Source organism: Bradyrhizobium sp. 604_D8_N2_3, assembly GCF_051810765.1.
Classification (GTDB): domain Bacteria; phylum Pseudomonadota; class Alphaproteobacteria; order Rhizobiales; family Xanthobacteraceae; genus Bradyrhizobium; species Bradyrhizobium barranii.
In genome coordinates this window covers 4,569,161-4,587,335 of sequence record NZ_JBPWPM010000001.1, presented here as the reverse complement: position 1 = coordinate 4,587,335, position 18,175 = coordinate 4,569,161, and the positions used below count along the sequence as shown (strand labels likewise).

Annotated in this window: 17 protein-coding genes; 9 read left to right on the top strand and 8 right to left on the bottom strand. The window is 64.3% G+C overall.

Annotated features, from left to right (window positions below):
• The first annotated feature begins 103 nt into the window (after nt 1-103).
• From parE to AB7245_RS21650, 4 genes are all read left to right on the top strand, one after another.
• Nucleotides 104-2,149 (top strand): DNA topoisomerase IV subunit B, encoded by a 2,046-nt coding sequence (parE, locus tag AB7245_RS21665; protein WP_071914292.1) that lies wholly within the window; start codon nt 104-106, stop codon nt 2,147-2,149.
• Between the two features lie 426 nt (nt 2,150-2,575).
• Complete coding sequence (locus tag AB7245_RS21660) at nt 2,576-3,358, top strand: outer membrane protein (RefSeq protein WP_167767882.1); 783 nt, start codon at nt 2,576-2,578, stop codon at nt 3,356-3,358.
• 341 nt (nt 3,359-3,699) lie between these two features.
• Nucleotides 3,700-3,885, top strand: coding sequence for a hypothetical protein (locus AB7245_RS21655; RefSeq protein ID WP_007609848.1), 186 nt, complete (start codon nt 3,700-3,702; stop codon nt 3,883-3,885).
• A 21-nt stretch (nt 3,886-3,906) separates the two neighbouring features.
• On the top strand, nt 3,907-4,677 hold the full coding sequence (locus AB7245_RS21650) for an SDR family NAD(P)-dependent oxidoreductase (RefSeq protein WP_208071618.1): 771 nt from the start codon (nt 3,907-3,909) through the stop codon (nt 4,675-4,677).
• 369 nt (nt 4,678-5,046) lie between these two features.
• Here the strand turns inward: AB7245_RS21650 and AB7245_RS21645 are convergent, their stop codons facing one another.
• Both AB7245_RS21645 and AB7245_RS21640 read right to left on the bottom strand, forming a co-directional pair.
• On the bottom strand, nt 5,047-5,814 hold the full coding sequence (locus AB7245_RS21645; protein ID WP_135213516.1) for an outer membrane protein: 768 nt from the start codon (nt 5,812-5,814) through the stop codon (nt 5,047-5,049).
• A gap of 179 nt (nt 5,815-5,993) precedes the next feature.
• The gene (locus AB7245_RS21640) at nt 5,994-7,253 is read right to left on the bottom strand and encodes an FAD-dependent oxidoreductase (RefSeq protein ID WP_135213515.1); all 1,260 of its coding nucleotides are present in this window, start codon (nt 7,251-7,253) and stop codon (nt 5,994-5,996) included.
• Nucleotides 7,254-7,374: 121 nt separating this feature from the next.
• On the opposite strand from AB7245_RS21640, the gene AB7245_RS21635 reads away from it, so the two are divergent.
• Nucleotides 7,375-7,659 (top strand): hypothetical protein, encoded by a 285-nt coding sequence (locus AB7245_RS21635; protein WP_063983514.1) that lies wholly within the window; start codon nt 7,375-7,377, stop codon nt 7,657-7,659.
• A gap of 44 nt (nt 7,660-7,703) precedes the next feature.
• On the opposite strand, the gene AB7245_RS21630 is transcribed toward AB7245_RS21635, so the two are convergent.
• Nucleotides 7,704-9,224 carry a caspase family protein gene (locus AB7245_RS21630; protein WP_439034896.1) on the bottom strand — a complete coding sequence of 507 codons (1,521 nt, stop codon included), beginning with the start codon at nt 9,222-9,224 and terminating at the stop codon, nt 7,704-7,706.
• A gap of 200 nt (nt 9,225-9,424) precedes the next feature.
• Here AB7245_RS21630 and AB7245_RS21625 point away from each other — a divergent pair, with 200 nt between their 5' ends.
• The 4 genes from AB7245_RS21625 (at nt 9,425) to fabA (ending at nt 14,139) form a co-directional block, all read left to right on the top strand.
• Nucleotides 9,425-10,432, top strand: coding sequence for a helix-turn-helix transcriptional regulator (locus tag AB7245_RS21625; RefSeq protein WP_439034895.1), 1,008 nt, complete (start codon nt 9,425-9,427; stop codon nt 10,430-10,432).
• 300 nt (nt 10,433-10,732) lie between these two features.
• A complete protein-coding gene (locus AB7245_RS21620) occupies nt 10,733-12,271 on the top strand; it encodes a DEAD/DEAH box helicase (RefSeq protein ID WP_063983517.1) in 1,539 nt (512 codons plus the stop codon).
• A gap of 165 nt (nt 12,272-12,436) precedes the next feature.
• A complete protein-coding gene (locus AB7245_RS21615) occupies nt 12,437-13,504 on the top strand; it encodes a GGDEF domain-containing protein (RefSeq protein WP_439034894.1) in 1,068 nt (355 codons plus the stop codon).
• A gap of 104 nt (nt 13,505-13,608) precedes the next feature.
• Complete coding sequence (gene fabA / locus AB7245_RS21610) at nt 13,609-14,139, top strand: bifunctional 3-hydroxydecanoyl-ACP dehydratase/trans-2-decenoyl-ACP isomerase (RefSeq protein WP_439034893.1); 531 nt, start codon at nt 13,609-13,611, stop codon at nt 14,137-14,139.
• 60 nt (nt 14,140-14,199) lie between these two features.
• On the opposite strand, the gene AB7245_RS21605 is transcribed toward fabA, so the two are convergent.
• From AB7245_RS21605 to sufD, 5 genes are all read right to left on the bottom strand, one after another.
• Entirely contained in the window at nt 14,200-14,631 is a 432-nt protein-coding gene (locus tag AB7245_RS21605; protein ID WP_439034892.1) for a TfoX/Sxy family protein, read from the bottom strand.
• Nucleotides 14,632-14,792: 161 nt separating this feature from the next.
• Complete coding sequence (locus AB7245_RS21600) at nt 14,793-15,203, bottom strand: HesB/IscA family protein (RefSeq protein WP_071914312.1); 411 nt, start codon at nt 15,201-15,203, stop codon at nt 14,793-14,795.
• Nucleotides 15,204-15,252: 49 nt separating this feature from the next.
• Nucleotides 15,253-15,624: an SUF system Fe-S cluster assembly protein gene (locus AB7245_RS21595; protein WP_071914314.1), complete on the bottom strand. Its 372-nt coding sequence runs from the start codon at nt 15,622-15,624 to the stop codon at nt 15,253-15,255.
• A complete protein-coding gene (locus AB7245_RS21590) occupies nt 15,621-16,868 on the bottom strand; it encodes a cysteine desulfurase (protein WP_071914316.1) in 1,248 nt (415 codons plus the stop codon). The genes AB7245_RS21595 and AB7245_RS21590 overlap by 4 nt, the downstream gene beginning before the upstream one ends.
• Complete coding sequence (gene sufD, locus AB7245_RS21585; RefSeq protein WP_439034891.1) at nt 16,865-18,169, bottom strand: Fe-S cluster assembly protein SufD; 1,305 nt, start codon at nt 18,167-18,169, stop codon at nt 16,865-16,867. Before sufD ends, AB7245_RS21590 begins: the two co-directional genes overlap by 4 nt.
• Between the last annotated feature and the right edge of the window lie 6 nt (nt 18,170-18,175).

Genomic DNA, 18,175 nt, shown 5'->3' with positions numbered 1-18,175 from the left:
CACACCCACCCGGCGGACCTACGGTGACCTTTGCAGGCGAGCCGTGGCATAGTCGGCCGAACCGATTCGCCGCCATCGCGGCCATCAAAGTGCATCAAAATATATGTCCAAGCAGTTGAAGCCAAAAGCAAAAGACGATTTTTTCGGCGGCGATGAGCCGAAGTCGCGCGCGCCCGCCAAGGCGGCTTCGCGCGGGACCGGCGGCGAAGCCGACTACACTGCGGCCGATATCGAGGTGCTCGAAGGCCTGGAACCGGTGCGCCGCCGGCCCGGCATGTATATCGGCGGCACCGATGAGAAGGCGCTGCATCACCTCTTCGCCGAAGTCATCGACAACTCGATGGACGAGGCGCTGGCCGGGCACGCGACCTTCATCGGAGTCGAGCTCAGCGCCGACGGGTTCCTGACCGTCACCGACAACGGCCGCGGCATCCCGATCGATCCGCATCCGAAGTTTCCGAAGAAGTCGGCGCTCGAAGTCATCATGTGCACGCTGCATTCGGGCGGCAAGTTCGACTCCAAGGTGTACGAGACTTCCGGCGGTCTGCACGGTGTCGGCATCTCCGTGGTGAACGCCCTCTCCTCACTGCTCGAGGTCGAGGTCGCGCGCAGCCAGAAGCTCTACCGCATGACATTCGAGCGCGGGCACCCGAAGGGCAAGCTCGAGGATCTCGGCAAGATCAACAACCGCCGCGGCACCCGCGTGCGCTTCAAGCCCGACACCGACATCTTCGGCGCCAAGGCCGCATTCAAGCCGCAGCGCCTGTTCAAGATGACGCGCTCGAAGGCCTATCTGTTCGGCGGCGTCGAGATCCGCTGGAATTGCGCACCCGAGCTCTTGAAGGGCGTCGAGGATGTGCCGGCGGAAGCGACCTTCCACTTCCCCGGCGGCCTCAAGGATTACCTCGCCGCTGCGATCCACGCCGACACCTTGGTGCATCCCGACATCTTCTCGGGCAAATCGGGCCGCAACGGCGCGCATGGCGCCTGCGAATGGGCTGTCGCCTGGACCGCGGATGCCGACGGCTTCCTGTCGTCCTACACCAACACCGTGCCGACGCCCGATGGCGGCACGCACGAATCCGGCCTGCGCAGCGCGCTCCTGCGCGGCCTGAAGGATCACGCCGAGCGCGTCGGTCAGGGCAAGCGCGCGTCATCCATTACGTCGGAAGACGTCATGGTGGGCGCGGCCGTGATGCTGTCGGTGTTCGTGCGCGAGCCTGAATTCCAGGGCCAGACCAAGGATCGTCTCGCCACCGCCGAAGCACAGCGCATCGTCGAACAGGCGATGAAGGATCCGTTCGACCACTGGCTGTCGGGCAATCCGAACATGGCCAACCGGCTGCTCGACTTCGTGATCGACCGCGCCGAGGAGCGGCTGCGCCGTCGCCAGGAAAAGGAAACGGCACGCAAGACCGCCGGCAAGAAGCTGCGCCTGCCCGGCAAGCTCGCCGACTGCACCGATGCCGGCACCGAGGGCTCCGAGCTCTTCATCGTCGAGGGTGACTCGGCAGGCGGCAGCGCCAAGCAGGCCCGTGATCGCAAGACGCAAGCGGTGCTGCCGCTGCGCGGCAAGATCCTCAACGTCGCCTCGGCCGGCAAGGACAAGCTGACGGCGAACGCGCAGCTCTCCGACCTCGTGCAGGCGATCGGCTGCGGCCAGCTTTTGCAATATCGCGAAGAGGATCTGCGCTATCAGCGCATCATCATCATGACCGACGCCGACGTCGACGGCGCCCACATCGCCTCGCTCCTGATCACCTTCTTCTACCGGCAGATGCCGCGGCTGATCGACGAGGGCCACCTCTTCCTCGCAGTGCCGCCGCTCTACAAGCTGACCCATGGCTCGAAGTCCGTCTACGCACGCGACGACAAGCACAAGGAGACGCTGCTCAAGAGCGAGTTCAACGCCAACGCCAAGGTCGAGGTGAACCGCTTCAAAGGCCTTGGTGAGATGATGCCAGCGCAGCTCAAGGAAACCACCATGGATCCGCGCAAGCGGACGCTGCTCAAGGTGGTGCTGCTCGCCGACGACCGCGACACCACGGCGGATTCGGTGGAGCGGCTGATGGGCACCAAGGCCGAGGCGCGCTTCGCGTTCATCTCGGACAAGGCGGAGTTCGCGAGCGAGGAGCTGCTCGACGTCTGAGGCAGTCTTCCGCCGTCACGCAAAAAGCCCCGGCCGACACCGGGGCTTTTTTGTTTGCGGCTGCTCGCGGAGGCGCCGACCAGACCGCCTCCGCTGCCCGACTCATCTTGGGGCGGAACGACTCGGTCAACGACTCACCGGCATCAAGGCTGAGGCAGGATTGCTACCATTTCGGACAGAGCCGGATTTGCTAACGAGAAGTTACCGGAATTCGATCTTCGGAAAATGACGCAACACATTGGAATCATATAGCTATTTCTGATTTCGGAGATCGCGCCCGAAATCGCTGCCAGGCGGCGTTTCCCGGCGACTGTGCCTGTCCGGCAACAGCATTTCGGCGGAAAGCAGCTATAGTCCGGGCATCAGATCAATCGGACTTCAGTGCGCTCGCGCCTGCCGGACAGACCAAAGCTTGGGGATTTTGAAATGAAGAAGATTTTGCTCGCACTCACCGCGGTTGCCGCGATGACCGGCTCGGCGTCGGCGGCCGATCTGGCTGCCCGTCCCTACGTGAAGGCCCCGCTTCCGGCGCCCGTCGCCAACTGGACCGGCTTCTACATCTTCGGCGGTGGTGGTGGTGGCCTCTCGAACTCCGATCAGTCCGTCCAGACCACGGTCGGCGCGGTTCCGCTGACGATCGGCCAGCGCCAGGGTGGCTCGGGCTGGTTCGGCACCGTCGGTCTCGGCTATGACTGGCAGGTCAGCAGCACCTGGGTCGCCGGCGTGTTCGCTGACGGTCAGTTCGGCAGCATCCGTGGCACGGTTCAGGATCCCTTCTTCGGCATCACCGGCTCGCAGAAGCTGGAAGACTCCTGGGCCGCTGGTGTGCGCCTCGGCTATCTGGTTGCTCCGAACGTTCTCTCCTACGTCAACGGCGGTTATTCCGGCGCTCACTTCGGCCAGACCAACTTCCTGACGCTGGCCGGCGTTCCCGCTGGTGCCCACCTCAACAGCTACAACCGCAATGGTTGGTTCGTTGGCGGCGGCGTCGAGAACAGCCTGAACATCTTCGGCATCTCTTCGCCCGGCTGGTTCATGAAGACCGAATATCGTTCGGCCTTCTACAACGCCAAGACCCAGGACGAACTGATCGACGGCACCAACCTCCCGACCGGCAACAGCATCCGCGCCAACAGCTGGAACCAGACGATCTCGACCTCGCTGGTCTACCGCTTCAACTGGACCGGTCCGGTCGTCGCGAAGTACTGATCTGATCTGAAATTCAGACGTCAAAGCCCCGGCATTGTCCGGGGCTTTTTCGTTGCGGCTTCTGTTTTGCGGAGTTCAAGGCTCGATACATCGAGAGCTCCGGTGCGCGGTGCCCCAGCGGGTCGTGCCAGTCCGGAGGCGTCGCCTCAAGCTCTGCGTTCCCAATTCATATGTACCTGACCGGCATCTTCCGCACGGACATGGATCCTCCCAGCGGCCCTGCATCCGCAGCCATTGTATCCAAACCGAAGCTACGGCTAGTCTGGCGGGAAGTTTTCGTGACAAGCGGCGATCGTTGATGCCGTGGGCCACGACAGAAGCAAACCAACGGGGAGGAATGCATGCGCAGATTTCTGCTGATCGCAGGCCTGTTTGCCCTCGCCGTCGGGCTGCTCTGGATCGGACAGGGAACGGGCACCGTCGCCTGGCCGCGGTCGAGCTTCATGGTCAACCAGTTGCAATGGGCCGGCTATGGCGCAGCCATGGCCGGCTTCGGACTGGTCCTAATCTGGCAGAGCAACCAATAGAAGAAACCAGGGAATACAAATATGACATCCAACCGGTTCGATCTCCGCGGCAAAGTCGCGATCGTCACAGGGGGCAATGGCGGCATCGGTCTTGGCCTCGCCCACGGACTCGCCGATGCCGGCGCCGATATCGCCGTGGTCGCACGTAACGAAACCAAGTCGGCCGCTGCCGTTGCCGATCTCAAAAAGCGCGGCGTGAAGGCGATTGCCGTCACCACCGACGTCACCGACAAGGCGGCGGTCGCGGCCATGATCGACCGCGTCGTCAAGGAGCTCGGCCGCATCGACATCCTCATCAACAATGCCGGCATGAGCATCCGCAAGCCGCCGCACGAGCTCGAGCTCGACGAGTGGAACAAGGTGATCGATACCAACCTCACCAGCGCCTTTGTGTGCTCGAAGCTGGCCTATCCGGCGCTGAAGGCGTCGGGCAACGGCAAGGTGATCAATATCGGCTCGATGATGTCGATCTTCGGCGCGAGCTTCGCCACAGCCTATGCGGCAAGCAAGGGCGGCATCGTGCAGTACACGCGCGCGTGCGCCAATGCGTGGGCGCCCGACAACATCCAGGTCAACGCCATCCTGCCGGGCTGGATCGACACCGACCTCACCCGCGGCGCGCGGCAGCAGGTCTCGGGACTGCATGAGCGCGTGCTGGCGCGCACGCCCGCGGGACGCTGGGGCGATATCGACGACTTCGCCGGCATCGCCGTGTTCCTCGCCTCGCCCGCCTCGAACTTCGTCACGGGCACCGCGATCCCCGTCGACGGTGGATTCTCCGTGATGGCGTAAGCTTGGCCGCGGCCGACGAAAAAGCCCCGGCAGATGCCGGGGCTTTCAACGCTCTCACGTTCGAAGAGATCAGTACCTTGCGACAACGGCCGAGGGACCGAAGCGGTAGTTCACGCCGACGCGCACCGCATCAACGACATGGCTGAAACGATACGTCGCGGCGGAGTCCGTGGGGCAGAAATAGGCAAGTGCTATTTACCTACTGCACCCTTATGCACCGTCACGGTCAGTTTCCGGAGATGACCATCCGCTGCGCCGTCCCGCCTGTGGCGACAACGACGCGCGAATCGGCAGAAAAAAGCCCCGGACGGAGCCGCGGCTTTCAGTTGTTGGCAGTACTTTTTTAGCTTCGGTCGTTTGTTGACGTGCTCAGTAGCGCGCGATGACCGGTGCGTCGAACTTGTAGCTTGCGCGCACGACGGCCCACTGGATGTCGCGCGGCTTGGCATCGAAGGTGTAGTTACCCGAGGTGCCGCCGAGCTGATAGGTCTGGCTGCCGAAGGCCGCGTAATTGTACTCGAGGCCGACGATCCAGTTGCGGGTGATGCCGTATTCCCAGCCGGCGCCGACGGTCCAGCCGTTGGCCCAGTGGGTCTGACCGCCCGAGCCGGTCGAGGGCGCAACGGTGTCGCTGACGTTGAGACGGTTGTTCACGCCGGCATAGCCGCCCTTGATGTAGAACAAATTGTTCTGCACGGCGAAGCCGGCGCGGCCGACGACGGTCGCGAGCACGTTGGCGCGCCAGGTGAAGATGTCGTCAGCGGCGCCGAAGGCGGTGTTGACGACCGTACCCTTGTTGTCGAGGCCGGAGATCGTGCCTTCCATGCCGAACACGTAGTTGTTGGCCTGCCAGTTGTAGCCGATCTGGGCGCCGCCCATGATGCCAGCGCCACGCTGGCGATAGCCCTGGCCCGGAACGAGATCACCGAACGGCGCGCCGGTCCCGTTGTTGATGAACTGCTCGTTGGTCCATGCGCCACCGATGTGGCCGCCGACATAGAAACCGGTCCAGTTGAACAGCGGCTCCGCATAGGCGGGCGCCTTCGTGTAACGCGCACCGAGATCGGCGGCTGAAGCAGCGCCGGTCGAAACCAGAGCGGTCGTGCAGGCGAAGGCGGCAATCAATTTATTACGCATGGTACACCCCGTGTCCTTTGATGGGTGCACGGTCACACGCAGGTCTTACTCAAATTTGAATCAAGAAAGTTAAGACGCCGGATTGGCAAGCGGCGCGACGTGAATCCGTTTGCGCTGTTGCACGCACGCAACGCGCGGCGCGCGATTTAACGCCGCGTTATCCCTACCGACCTCCTGCACTACGATGCCGGCGCGGCCTTGGACTGCACATGCTCGGGCCGCACGCCGAGCGCAATCAGGCGCGCCGGAATACCCTGAAGCCATGGCAGCGCAGTGATCAGGCGCACGACCAGCGGCACCTTCAGCGGCCGATCGGCGCCCTGCAGGGCGCCGCTGATGATGTTGTTCTGCACGATCATCTGCATGCGCTGCGTCATCCTCACCGGGAATTCGCGGCGTCGGCGCACGGCATCGAGTTCATTCTCGGTTGGGCAGCCCTGCCGAAGCTTGTCGGCCAGCAAATTGGCGGTCGCAACTGCGTCCTGCACGGCGAGATTGACGCCGACGCCGCCGACCGGCGACATCGCGTGCGCGGCATCGCCGATGAGAAGCAGGCCCGGCCGCGTCCAGCGCGCCAGGCGGTTGATCGCGACGGTGAGCAGCTTGACGTCGTCAAAGCTCTTCACATCGGCAATGCCGGATCGAAGGATCGGCGCCATGCGCACGACGTCGTCGAGCAGCGCCTGCAATCCCCTCGCCTTCACTGCCTCGTATTGTCCCTTCGCGATGACATAGGCGCACTGCCAATAGTCGCCGCGGTCGAACGTGACCATCATCTTTCCGGGCTCGACGCGCGCGAACAGGTTCTCGGTCTCGTCCGCCTTGCGGCCGACGCGGAACCACAGCACGTCCATCGGCGCGCCGATCTCCTCGACGCGGAGCCCCGCACGCTCGCGCACCGTCGAATGCCGGCCATCGCAGGCAATGGTGAGATCGGCTTCGATGTCGATCGGCCCATCCGGCGTCATCGCGCGCACGCCGGCGATGGTCTCGCCGCGACGGATCAGATCGACGGCTTCCGTATTCATCATCACCTTGAGCGAGGCGAAGCGCTGGCCGGCCTCACGCAGGAAATTCAGGAAGTCCCATTGCGGCATGAAGGCAATGAACGGGTACTTGGTGCGGAGCCGGCGGAGATCGGCGATCCGCACGGGCGTGCCGCCAAACAGGCCGTCCATCATCTGCAGGCGCTGGTGCGGCAGCTTCAGGAACCCATCGATCAGGCCGAGCTCGTCCATCACCTGGAGCGTCGAGGGATGCACGGTATCGCCGCGAAAGTCGCGGAAGAAATCCGCATGCTTCTCCAGCACCACGACGTCGATGCCGGCGCGTCCCAGGAGATAGCCGAGCATCATGCCGGCCGGCCCGCCGCCGACGATGCAACATCGGGCTCTCACGGAGTGACGCACGGTCTGCTCTGGGGTATCAGATTCCGTCATCAACTCCTCGCTTACAACTTTAGTACTCTGTGCGGTGCAACAAGCCGGAATTGGTTTGCCGCAATGCCGAATGGCCGGTAGCGTTGCTGATAATTTCGATTGATTTCAGGATGATCCCGCGTTGCGCACCATACTGATAGTGCTTGGCATCTGGCTGCTGATCAACGTGCTTTTCGTCGTGATCATGCTGCCGCCGCGCAAGCCGCGGAAGCCGGATCCTCAGGAGGCGGGCACGCTCGCGCCGGCACGGATCGACCAGAACGGCTATCCGTTCGAGGAACAGGAGAAGGTCCTGCTTCGCCATGTGGTCATCTCGATCGCCATGGGGACGTTCTTCTCGCTTGCGCCGCCCTTGATGGAAGCGATCGACGCCATCAAGCGCTACATCGGGAAGCGTCGCGGCTAGTTTCCCGCGCCAACTGCGCTCGCCGCCCAACAATGGCAGACCGCTCAGTTGTTGCTGCGGTTCGCGGCCCGAAAACTCTTGATTTCCGACACGCTGCCATCGCGGTAGGTCAGTTCCACCGAGACGAACTGCGTCGCCGGGGCAAGCTTCATGTAGAGCGGCATGCCGGCGCTGATCGCGCTGGGATCGCGCATGTCGCAGCCCGGCATCTTCAACACCTGGTTCGGAACGGCGGTGTCGATGCCGATGCGCACCTCGCGGATGGCGCACCGGTAGGACACGAGATGCGTGTAATAGACGAGCAGCCCGTTGAACTCGCGGAACGACAGCCAGCTCGTCGCGGTCATGTCGAGAATCTTGCGCTGGTCGCGGATCAGCGCGGCCTCGGGATCGAACTTGATCGGGAATGGCCCCTGCATGTCGCCGGACTGATCGACATAGCGGACCTCGATGGTGCCGGCCTGCGCATCCGGCGGCAATTCGATCGACGGGTTCGGCATCCGCTTGCGCGTGCGCGGATCGAGCGTGTCGATGAAGCCGGTCTCGCGGAAATCGCCATTGCCGGCCATGCGCCAGGAAATACCGAGCGTCGGGTCGGCGAAGGAGAACACCACGCTCCAGCCGCCATTGTGGCGCGAGAAGCTGGCGATCGGCGCGTTGGTGGTTTCTTCCTTCGGCACGCGCGGTACCGACACCGGCGGGAGAGCCGCGAGCTTCTGCGGCGGCGGATCGGCCGGGCGCGCAGCGGCCGTCGCGTCCTTGGCAACGCCGCTGAGGAAGACGTCGTCGACCATCTGGTCGAAATAGACCGGCACCTGCCTGTGCTTGACGGTGTCGGCCATCTCGCTGACGAGACGGCGGGTGCGCTGCGCCACCTGCACCAGGTTCTCGCCGGGCTGGAGCAGCTCCTTGGCGAAGGTGCGCGTGAACACCGAATTGGGATTGGCGTCGTCGTTGGAGAGACGATCGAGTGCGGTCTGGCGGGGACCTGCGGAGAACACCGAGAACACGCCTTCGGGCAGCTGCACCATCGGCGCGAGGCCGCCGCCGCCGGCGACCGCGCGGGTGCCTTTGCGCTCGAACGGGTTGTTGCGGCAGGCGTCGAACACCAGAATCGACGTGCGCGCCTTCTTGTTCTGAAGGCGCTCGACGATGCGGTCGGCCAGGATGGAAGCGTCGCGCACCAGCTCTTCCTGCCCTTCGGTCGCCGCCGGTACGTCAGTCGGCAACAGGTAGTTCTGGCCCGCGATCTCGAAGCCGTGGCCGGCGTAGAAGAAGAATGCGGTGTCGCCGGGCTCGATCGTCCTGTCGAACGCGAGCAGCGTCTCGGAGAATTGCTGCCGGCTCTGGTTCTCGGCGACCATCACCGAGAAACCGAGCTGCTTCAGTGTATCGCCCATGGTGCGGGCGTCGTTGACCGCCTTGAGGAGCTTGGGGACGTTCCTGTAGTCGTTGTTGCCGACGACGAGCGCAACGCGCTTCTCGGCTTGTGCGGGCAGCGCGAAGCCGCTCAGGCTCACCGCAAGGCCAAGGGCCGTCAGAATTCTGAAAAGCCGACGCGTCATCGTAAAATTCCCGTTGCAGAACGGCGCTCCGCCGGCCCCCTCGAACAGCGATTCATTGGAACCCTCTGCCGTTGATGATAGTCGGTCCAGCCATATCGACGGTTCAACGCGCAGAGCCCACGGGTTCCGTCATCTGGACTATGGCAGATTCCTCCGGAATCTGCTTTTTCTAGGAAGCTGCGCTGCAAGCGGGGGCTGCCGTGTATCGATGGTGTACTGACGAGGTCGAGCCGCATGACCGGTTCGACTATTGGCGCGAGGTCCGGTCCAAGGGCCTGTTCGGCGTCACCGCCGAACTCGAGCGCGAGCGCCGCGCGGACTTCTACGGCGAATTCTCGCTGCGCCAGCTCGGCGGCGGTGGGCTCGTCGAGCTGAAGGCGTCGCACTACACGGTCGAGCGCAGCAACTCCGACATCGCCTACGCGCCCGGCGACAGCATCTGCGTCTACCAGCAGCTCGGCAGCGGCGGCTGGTTCGGCGGCATGCGCACCGGCGACTTTGCGATCGCCAACGGCAGCTTCGCCACCAGCCATACCGACCAGCCCTATCGCACCGCGCCGCTCGGCGCAGGCGGCTTCCACCTGCGCATCCTGAAGATCCCCGTGAGCAGCCTCTCCACGCAGGACAGGCGCATGCGCGAGCTTGCGCCCCGGACGTTCAACGATCCCGGCCTGGCGCCCCTGCTCGGCGCCTGCTTCGCCGACCTCGATGAGGCCGCCGCAGGCGATAACGGCGCCACTGATGCGACCTCAGTCGCCCAGACCTCCTTGGATCAGGCCTTGGATCAAGCCTCGCTCGTCCAGGCCTTGGCCCATCTGGCGCTGATCGAGCGCGGCATCGTGCGGCCCGGCAGCCGCCGTGGGCAGGCCGCGCTGCGGACCGCCCGGCTCTCACAGGCGCGTCGCCTGATCGCGCGCTATCTGCAAGACCCCGATCTGGCGCCGACGATGGTGGCTGACCAGCTCGGTGTGTCCGTGCGTCACCTGCACATGCTGTTCGAAGCCGCGGCGAAGAGCTTTTCGCAGACCGTGACGGACGAACGCCTGAAACAGAGCCGCCGCCTGATGCGCGAGGCGCCGGACCGGCTGATCGCTGATATCGCGACCTCCTGCGGCTTCGAGAGCCTGGCGACCTATTACCGGGTCTTCAACGCCGCCTACGGAATGGCCCCCGGCGATTTCCGGGCCCGGGGCCCGGAGGGGCGTTAGCCGTCCCTCCGGCAGCTATCGCCCGGTTGACGGTGGAGGCGGAAAAGCCCAGCCGGGCCCGCTATTTGAGCAAAAACCTCAGGTTTTTTAGGGTCTTCCCGCGCCCGCTCCATTGACTTTGGCCGATTCCCGCCTATGTTCCGGGGCGACGCGGCTCAGATCGAAGACCGATTCTTGAGCCTTGCGCTTTGTTCGCGTGAGTCAGCACCCCCAGCTTCTTTGAGAGCGCGCCGTTTCGGGGTGGAACGCGACAGCCTTAATTACCCTCGATTCCGAACGGCGGTTTCGACCAGAGGCTCAATGTCCTTTTCAAATCTCGGACTGTCTGAAAAAGTCCTCGCCGCAGTGGCGGCCACCGGTTACACCACCCCCACCCCCATTCAGGAACAGGCGATCCCCCACGTCCTCGCACGCAAGGATGTGCTCGGCATCGCCCAGACCGGCACCGGCAAGACCGCGGCCTTCGTGCTGCCGATGCTCACCATCCTCGAAAAGGGTCGCGCCCGCGCGCGCATGCCGCGCACGCTGATCCTGGAGCCGACCCGCGAGCTCGCGGCGCAGGTGAAGGAAAACTTCGACCGCTACGGCGCCGGCCAGAAGCTCAACGTCGCCCTGCTGATCGGCGGCGTATCCTTCGGCGACCAGGATGCCAAGCTGACGCGCGGCGTCGACGTGCTGATCGCCACCCCCGGCCGCCTGCTCGACCACACCGAGCGCGGCGGCCTGCTGCTCACCGGCGTCGAGCTGCTCGTCATCGACGAAGCCGACCGCATGCTGGACATGGGCTTCATTCCCGACATCGAGCGCGTCTGTAAGCTCGTCCCGTTCACGCGGCAGACCCTGTTCTTCACCGCGACCATGCCACCGGAAATCCGGCGCATCACCGAGACCTTCCTGCACAATCCGCAGAAGGTCGAGGTCTCCAAGCCCGCCACCACCGCCGTGACCGTCACGCAGTGTCAGGTCCCGGCCGGGCGCGAGGCGCATGAGAAGCGTGAATTGCTGCGACGCCTGCTGCGCGAGGCCAAGGATCTCCAGAACGCGATCATCTTCTGCAATCGCAAGCGCGAGGTCGCCGTCGTTCACAAATCACTGCAAAAGCATGGTTTCAGCGTCGGCGCCCTGCATGGCGACATGGACCAGTCGGCCCGCACGGCGGCGCTCGAACAGTTCCGCAAGGGCGAACTGCCGCTGCTGGTCGCCTCCGATGTTGCCGCCCGCGGCCTCGACATCCCTGAGGTCAGCCACGTCTTCAATTTCGACGTCCCCCACCACCCCGACGACTATGTTCACCGCGTCGGCCGCACCGGCCGCGCCGGCCGGTCCGGCATGGCGATCTCGCTCGTGACGCCGCTCGACCAGAAGTCGATGGTGGCGATCGAGAAGCTGATCGGCCAGAGCATTCCGCGCGCCGAGGGCGATTTCGAAGTGCCCGCGGACGCAGGCGAGCAGAGCGCACGTTCGCGCGAACCGCGCGGGCGCGACCGTGAACGTTCCCGCGGCGGACGCGGCAAGCCGCAGCGTGGCCGCGATCGTGAGCGCAGCCACGAGCCCCGCGAACCGCGCGGCGAGGCGAGGCCTTCCGCAGAGACACAGCCCGCTCCTGAAGCGAGACCTGCACGTGAGCCGAGGCCCGCACGGGAGGCGAGGCCTCCGCGTGAAGCGAAGCAATCATCCGAGCCGCGCGGTGGATCGCGCCAGCAAGCCAATCCATCGCATGTGCCGTCGATCGGCCGCCCCGAGCCGCGCCGCCAGCGCGAGGCCGATACCGAGCCCGGCGATCACTCGCACCTTCCGGCGTTTCTGCTCCGGCCAGTGCGTTCTCCCGCCGGCGCCTGACGCGCCGGCGCGACTCAGGTTCGGTTGAGCAGAGCCGCTTCACACTTATTCTGATGCATTCGCGAACGTCTGTTTACAGAGCGTTCACGATCGTCCGTTAGCCTGCGAACATAATTTAAGTATTGCTGCGGTCGATGGCGCACCGACCGCTGTGGGGTATGTTCAGTGGTCAAGGTGCTCGACGAACACGAACGCACGATGGCGTTCGCCGAAGTGGCTCTCGGTCAGATCCGCTCGCTTCGACAGACTGCAATTCCCCGCAATTACGAGATCTGGTACGTCTACGCCACCGGCTATAACGCGCCGCTCAACAAGATCATCAACGAGACGCTGGCGCGCCACGGCAAGCTGACCGAAGGCGATCTCGAGCAGATCTACGAGACCTATCTTTCCCACATCAAGACCACCGACCGCATCGACAAGGTCGGCGCACGCGTCATCGGCGAGATCGACGACGTGATGACGGTGCTGAGCGAAGCGCTCGGGATGACCGGCTCCTACGATGCCAGCCTGTCGGGCGCGACCGAGCAACTGTCGTCGGCCAAGAGCCGCGACCAGATCAGGTCGATCGTCGAGACGCTGCTGCGTTCGACCAGCGAGATGCGTGAGACCAACAAGGCGCTGGAAGACCGGCTGACCCTGTCCAAGAACGAGATCAGCAATCTCCAGCAGAGCCTGGAGGCGATCCGCGCCGAGAGCCTGACCGATCCGCTGACGGGGTTGGGCAATCGCAAATATTTCGATCGCATGATCGGCATGGCCGTGCAGAGCGCGCTCGGCTCGGGCGAGCCGCTGTCGCTGCTGCTGTTCGACATCGATCATTTCAAATCGTTCAACGATTCCTACGGCCATCTCACCGGCGACCAAGTGTTGCGGCTGGTCGGCCTGTCCATGAAGCAGACCATCAAGGGACAGGACATCACCGCGCGCTATGGCGGCGAGGAATTCGCGGTCCTGCTGCCCAACACCGCGCTGCGCCAGGCCCTCACCGTTGCAGATCACATCCGCCGCGCCGTGATGGCGAAGGAATTGAAGAAGAAATCGACCGGCGAGATCCTCGGCCGCGTCACCATCTCCGTCGGCGTCTCCATGCTCAAGCAGGGCGACGACCCCGACGCGTTGATCGAGCGTGCGGATGCCTGCCTCTATGCCGCCAAGCGCAACGGGCGCAACCGCGTGATCTGCGAGGCCGATCCGGAATTCGCGATCGAGTCGCACAGCCGGGTGGCCTGACGCCGAAGCAGCGCGCCGAAGAGACGGCCGGCGCTTGACATTCCAACCCGCCGAACGACATCTTCCCCGCCGCCCGACTGCGAGCGTCGAGAGGACTTGTCGTCTTGCCCAATCCCCATGACTTTCACACACCGCAGCCGTCGTACACCAGGGATGAACTGCTGAGATCGAGCGACGGCGGCTATTTCGGCCCGGGCAACGCGCAATTGCCGGCCCCGCCGATGCTCATGATGGATCGCATCACCGAGATCAGCCTGGACGGCGGCGAGTTCGGCAAGGGCCACATCGTCGGCGAGCTCGATATTTTGCCCGGCCATTGGTTCTTCGATTGCCACTATCGCGGTGACGCGATGATGCCGGGAAGTCTCGGCCTGGATGCGATGTGGCAGATGATCGGCTACTGGCTCGGCTGGTCGGGCTCACCAGGCAAGGGCCGCGCCATTGGCGTCGGCGAGGTCGAAGCTACGGGATTGGTCACACCGGAGACGCGACGCGTGCGCTACGAGGTCGCCATGCGCATGGTCCGCCGCGGCAAGCTGGTGCTCGGAATTGCCGACGGTCGTGTGCTTGCCGACGGCGTCGGTGTCTTCATGGCCAAGGACATGAGGGTCAGACTGACCAAGGCCGTAGATTGATCCTCAGGTCCCGTAGGGTGGGCAAAGGCGCGCAGCGTCGTGCCCACCATCTCGGCATAACTATCTCGAACGGTGGGCACGCTTCGCTTTGCCCACCCTACGCACCGCCTTCTTGGCCACTTTCTTGGCTAGCTGCTTCTTCGCCACCGCCTTCTTCCCCTTCGGCCGCTTCTTCACCTTGGCGCGCTGGGCGGCGGCAAGCGCTGCCCTTGCCCATTGCGCAAGCTCCTCGGAATCGTCGAACAGGCGCGCCGGCAATTCCCAATAGGAATTCACCAGCACAGTTTTGGCGCGGGTCGAATACTGAAACGGCTTCGAGCCTTCCGCTTCAAAGTCCGGGATGGTGACCTCGTCGGCGCGGAAGAACAGGCCCGCGCGCAAGGCGAGCGCGAAGTTGATGCCGTCGGCGGAGACGCCGTAGCCGGAGAACATTTTTCGGATGGTGACGGGGCCGAAATCGGCGAACAGGTCGATCAGGAATTCGCGGTCCATGGCCAAGCTGTCTCCCCACGGTCGTCCCCGCGAACGCGGGACCCATAACCACAGGGAGGAGTTTAGCGAAGACTACCAGCCAGGAAAGCTTGGTACTGATACCGAGCGTCATCGCCAGATCACGCGGTATGGGTCCCCGCGTTCGCGGGAACGACAGCGACTTACCCGTCGATCTTCGCGGGCCGCAGCTCGACCGACTCGCCGCAGCCGCAGGCGGAGACCTGGTTGGGGTTGTTGAAGACGAACTGGGCCTGCATCTTGTCGGCCTTGTAGTCCATCTCGGTGCCGAGCAGGAACAGCACGGCCTTGGGATCGACCAGGATCTTGACGCCCTTGTCCTCGACGACCTCGTCGGTCGGGCGGACATCATGGGCGTATTCGACCGTGTAGGACTGGCCGGCACAGCCGCCGTTCTTCACGCCGACGCGCAGGCCCACGATCTCGGAATCGGCGCGGCTCGTTAGCTCGCTGATGCGCTGGGCGGCGGCATCGGTCAGCCGCATCACCTGCGGACGCGGGCGCCGCGGTTTCGGAGTGGATGCTGGTGTTGGGCCGGACGATATCTGTGTCATGTCAGTGATGTGGTCCGTTGCTGAGCGAATTCAATGCCAGAGTTACGCGTCACCACATATTGAGGACGAGACGGGCCTCGTCGCTCATGCGTTCCGGCGTCCATGCCGGCTCCCAGATCACCTTGACGTCGACCACGCCGACGCCGGGGACGCTGGCGACCGCGTTCTCGACCATGGTCGGTAGCTCGCCGGCGGCCGGGCAGTTCGGCGTCGTCAGCGTCATCTGGACGTCGACGGAACGGTCGTCCTTGATCTCGACCTTGTAGATCAGGCCGAGCTCATAGATGTCGGCCGGGATTTCCGGGTCGAACACGGTTTTGAGGCCAGCGATGATCTCGGTGGTGAGACGCTCGGTCTCCTCCGGCGGCAACGCCGAATGGGTCTCCATCGGATTGGCTTTGATTTCGGCCGTGTCACTCATGAGAACAAATCCCGCGCCTTCAAAAGCGCCTGAGCCAGATGATCGACTTCTTCCCGCGTATTATACATGCCGAACGACGCCCGGCATGTGGCCGTCACGTTGAACCGCTCTAAAAGCGGCATCACGCAATGGGTGCCGGCGCGCACCGCGATGCCCTGGCGGTCGATCACGGTGGCGACGTCGTGGGCGTGTGCGCCCTTGAGCTCGAAGGAGATCACCGGGCCCTTGCCCCGGGCGGTGCCGATCAGCCGCAGCGAATTGATCTCGCGCAGCCGGTCCTGGGCATAGGTGGTGAGATCGTGCTCGTGGGCGGCGATGCGCTCCTTGCCGATCGAATTGACGTAGTCGATGGCCGCGCCAAGGCCCACGGCCTCGACGATCGCGGGCGTGCCGGCCTCGAACTTGTGCGGGGGATCGCCATAGGTGACGATGTCGCGCGAGACCTCGCGGATCATCTCGCCGCCGCCGTTATAGGGACGCATCGCGACGAGGTGGTCGTACTTGGCCCAGAGGATGCCGATGCCGGTCGGCCCGTAGACCTTGTGGCCGGTAAAGACGTAGAAATCGCAGCCGAGATCCTGGACGTCGACAGGCAGATGCACCGCCCCCTGGCTGCCGTCGACCAGCACGGGAATGCCGCGCGCATGCGCGATCTTCACAACGTCCTTGATCGGGACAATGGTGCCGAGCGCGTTCGACATCTGCGTGATCGCGACCAGCTTGGTCTTCGCGGTCAGCAGCTTCTCGAACTCGTCGATGAGGAAGTTACCCTCGTCGTCGACCGGCGCCCACTTGATCACGGCGCCATGGCGTTCCCTGAGGAAATGCCACGGCACGATGTTGGAGTGGTGCTCCATGATCGAGATGACGATCTCGTCGCCCTCTTTGATGTTCGGTTCGCCCCAGGACGACGCGACGAGGTTGATCGCCTCCGTCGCGTTGCGGGTGAAGATGACCTCTTCGGTCCGCGGCGCGTTGATGAACTGCGCAACCTTGCTGCGACCGCCCTCATAGGCCTCGGTGGCGGCATTGGCGAGGTAATGCAGGCCGCGATGCACGTTGGCGTATTCGGACGTATAGGCCTGCGTCATGCGGTCGAGCACGGCGCTCGGCTTCTGCGCCGAGGCGGCGTTGTCGAGATAGACCAGCGGCTTGCCGTAGACCTGCATGGCGAGCGCCGGAAAATCCTGGCGCACGCGTGCGACGTCGTAGGCACCGTTCTTGACTGCGGGATGCGTGCTCATTGGCGCCGCTCCAGCCAGCGCTCGGCGATGCCGATCACGTGCTCGCGCAAACCGTCATCGGCGATCTGCTCGATCGCCTCCCCCACGAAAGCCTGGATCAGCAGCGCCTGGGCCTGCTTCTCCGGCAGACCACGCGCCTTCAGATAGAACAGCAGGCTGTCGTCGAGCGCGCCGGCAGTGGCGCCGTGGCCGCAGGAGACGTCATCGGCGAAGATCTCGAGCTCCGGCTTGTTGTCGGCCTCGGCTTCGTCCGAGAGCAGCAGCGCGCGGGTCATCATCTTGCCATCGGTCTTCTGCGCATCGGGACGGACGATGATGCGGCCCTGGAACACCGAATGGGCGCGATCGTCGATCACCGCGCGGAAGACCTCGCGGCTGACGCAGTTCGGCACGGCATGATCGACCACCAGCGTGGTGTCGCCGTGCTCGGTCTTCTGCAGCAGGTTCACGCCGTTGACGGAGAGGTCGCTGCCCTCGCCCGCCATCGTGATGAAGCCCTGCAGGCGGCTGACGGCAGCGCCAGTCGTCATGTTGAAGAAATTGAGCTTCGTGTTCGCGCCGACCGTGACGAACTGCGAGGTCACGTTCACTGCGTCGGGTGCATCGTCCAACAGGCGGATATGCGCGACGTCGGCATTGTCGCCGACCGAGAGGATGACGGCGTCGTTGACCTGGTAGGCCTTGGCACCGGCCGCAACAAAGCTCTCGATGATGGTGGCGCGAGCGCCGTTCCCGACCGCGATCCGCGAACGGCTGAAAGCCGACGCGGACGAAGCGGTCGCGATGTGGATGATCTGGATCGGCGCGGACAGCTGCGCACCGTCGGCGATCGACAACACGACGCCGTCGGTTGCCAGCGCCGCATTCAGCGCGATCACGGCATCGGTGGCCGCGGTCTTCAGGAGACCTGCGTCCTTCTCCAGCGCTTCCCGCAGCGTCTTGAGGCCCGCCTCAGAGGCAAGCGCCTTGACGTCGGAGAGGTCGGCCGCGAACACGCCGTCGACCAGCACCAGCTTGCGGGCGCCTTCGATCGCGTGCGCCTTGACGGCATCCGCGGCACGCTTCAACGCGGCCGCATCGGGGCTGGCTGCAAGCGGCAGCACCTCGCCGACCAGCGCGCGCAGGTCGGTGTATTTCCATTCCTCGATCCGGCGATGCGGCAGGCCGAGACGCTCATAGGTCTCGAACGCCTCGCGGCGAACCGCGATCACAGAAGGCGAACCCGGCAGGCGGCCTTCGGCGCTGGCGAAGAGATCGCTCACCGCGCGGCCGTTTCCGGTCTTTGCCACAGCAACGTTCATCCTAAA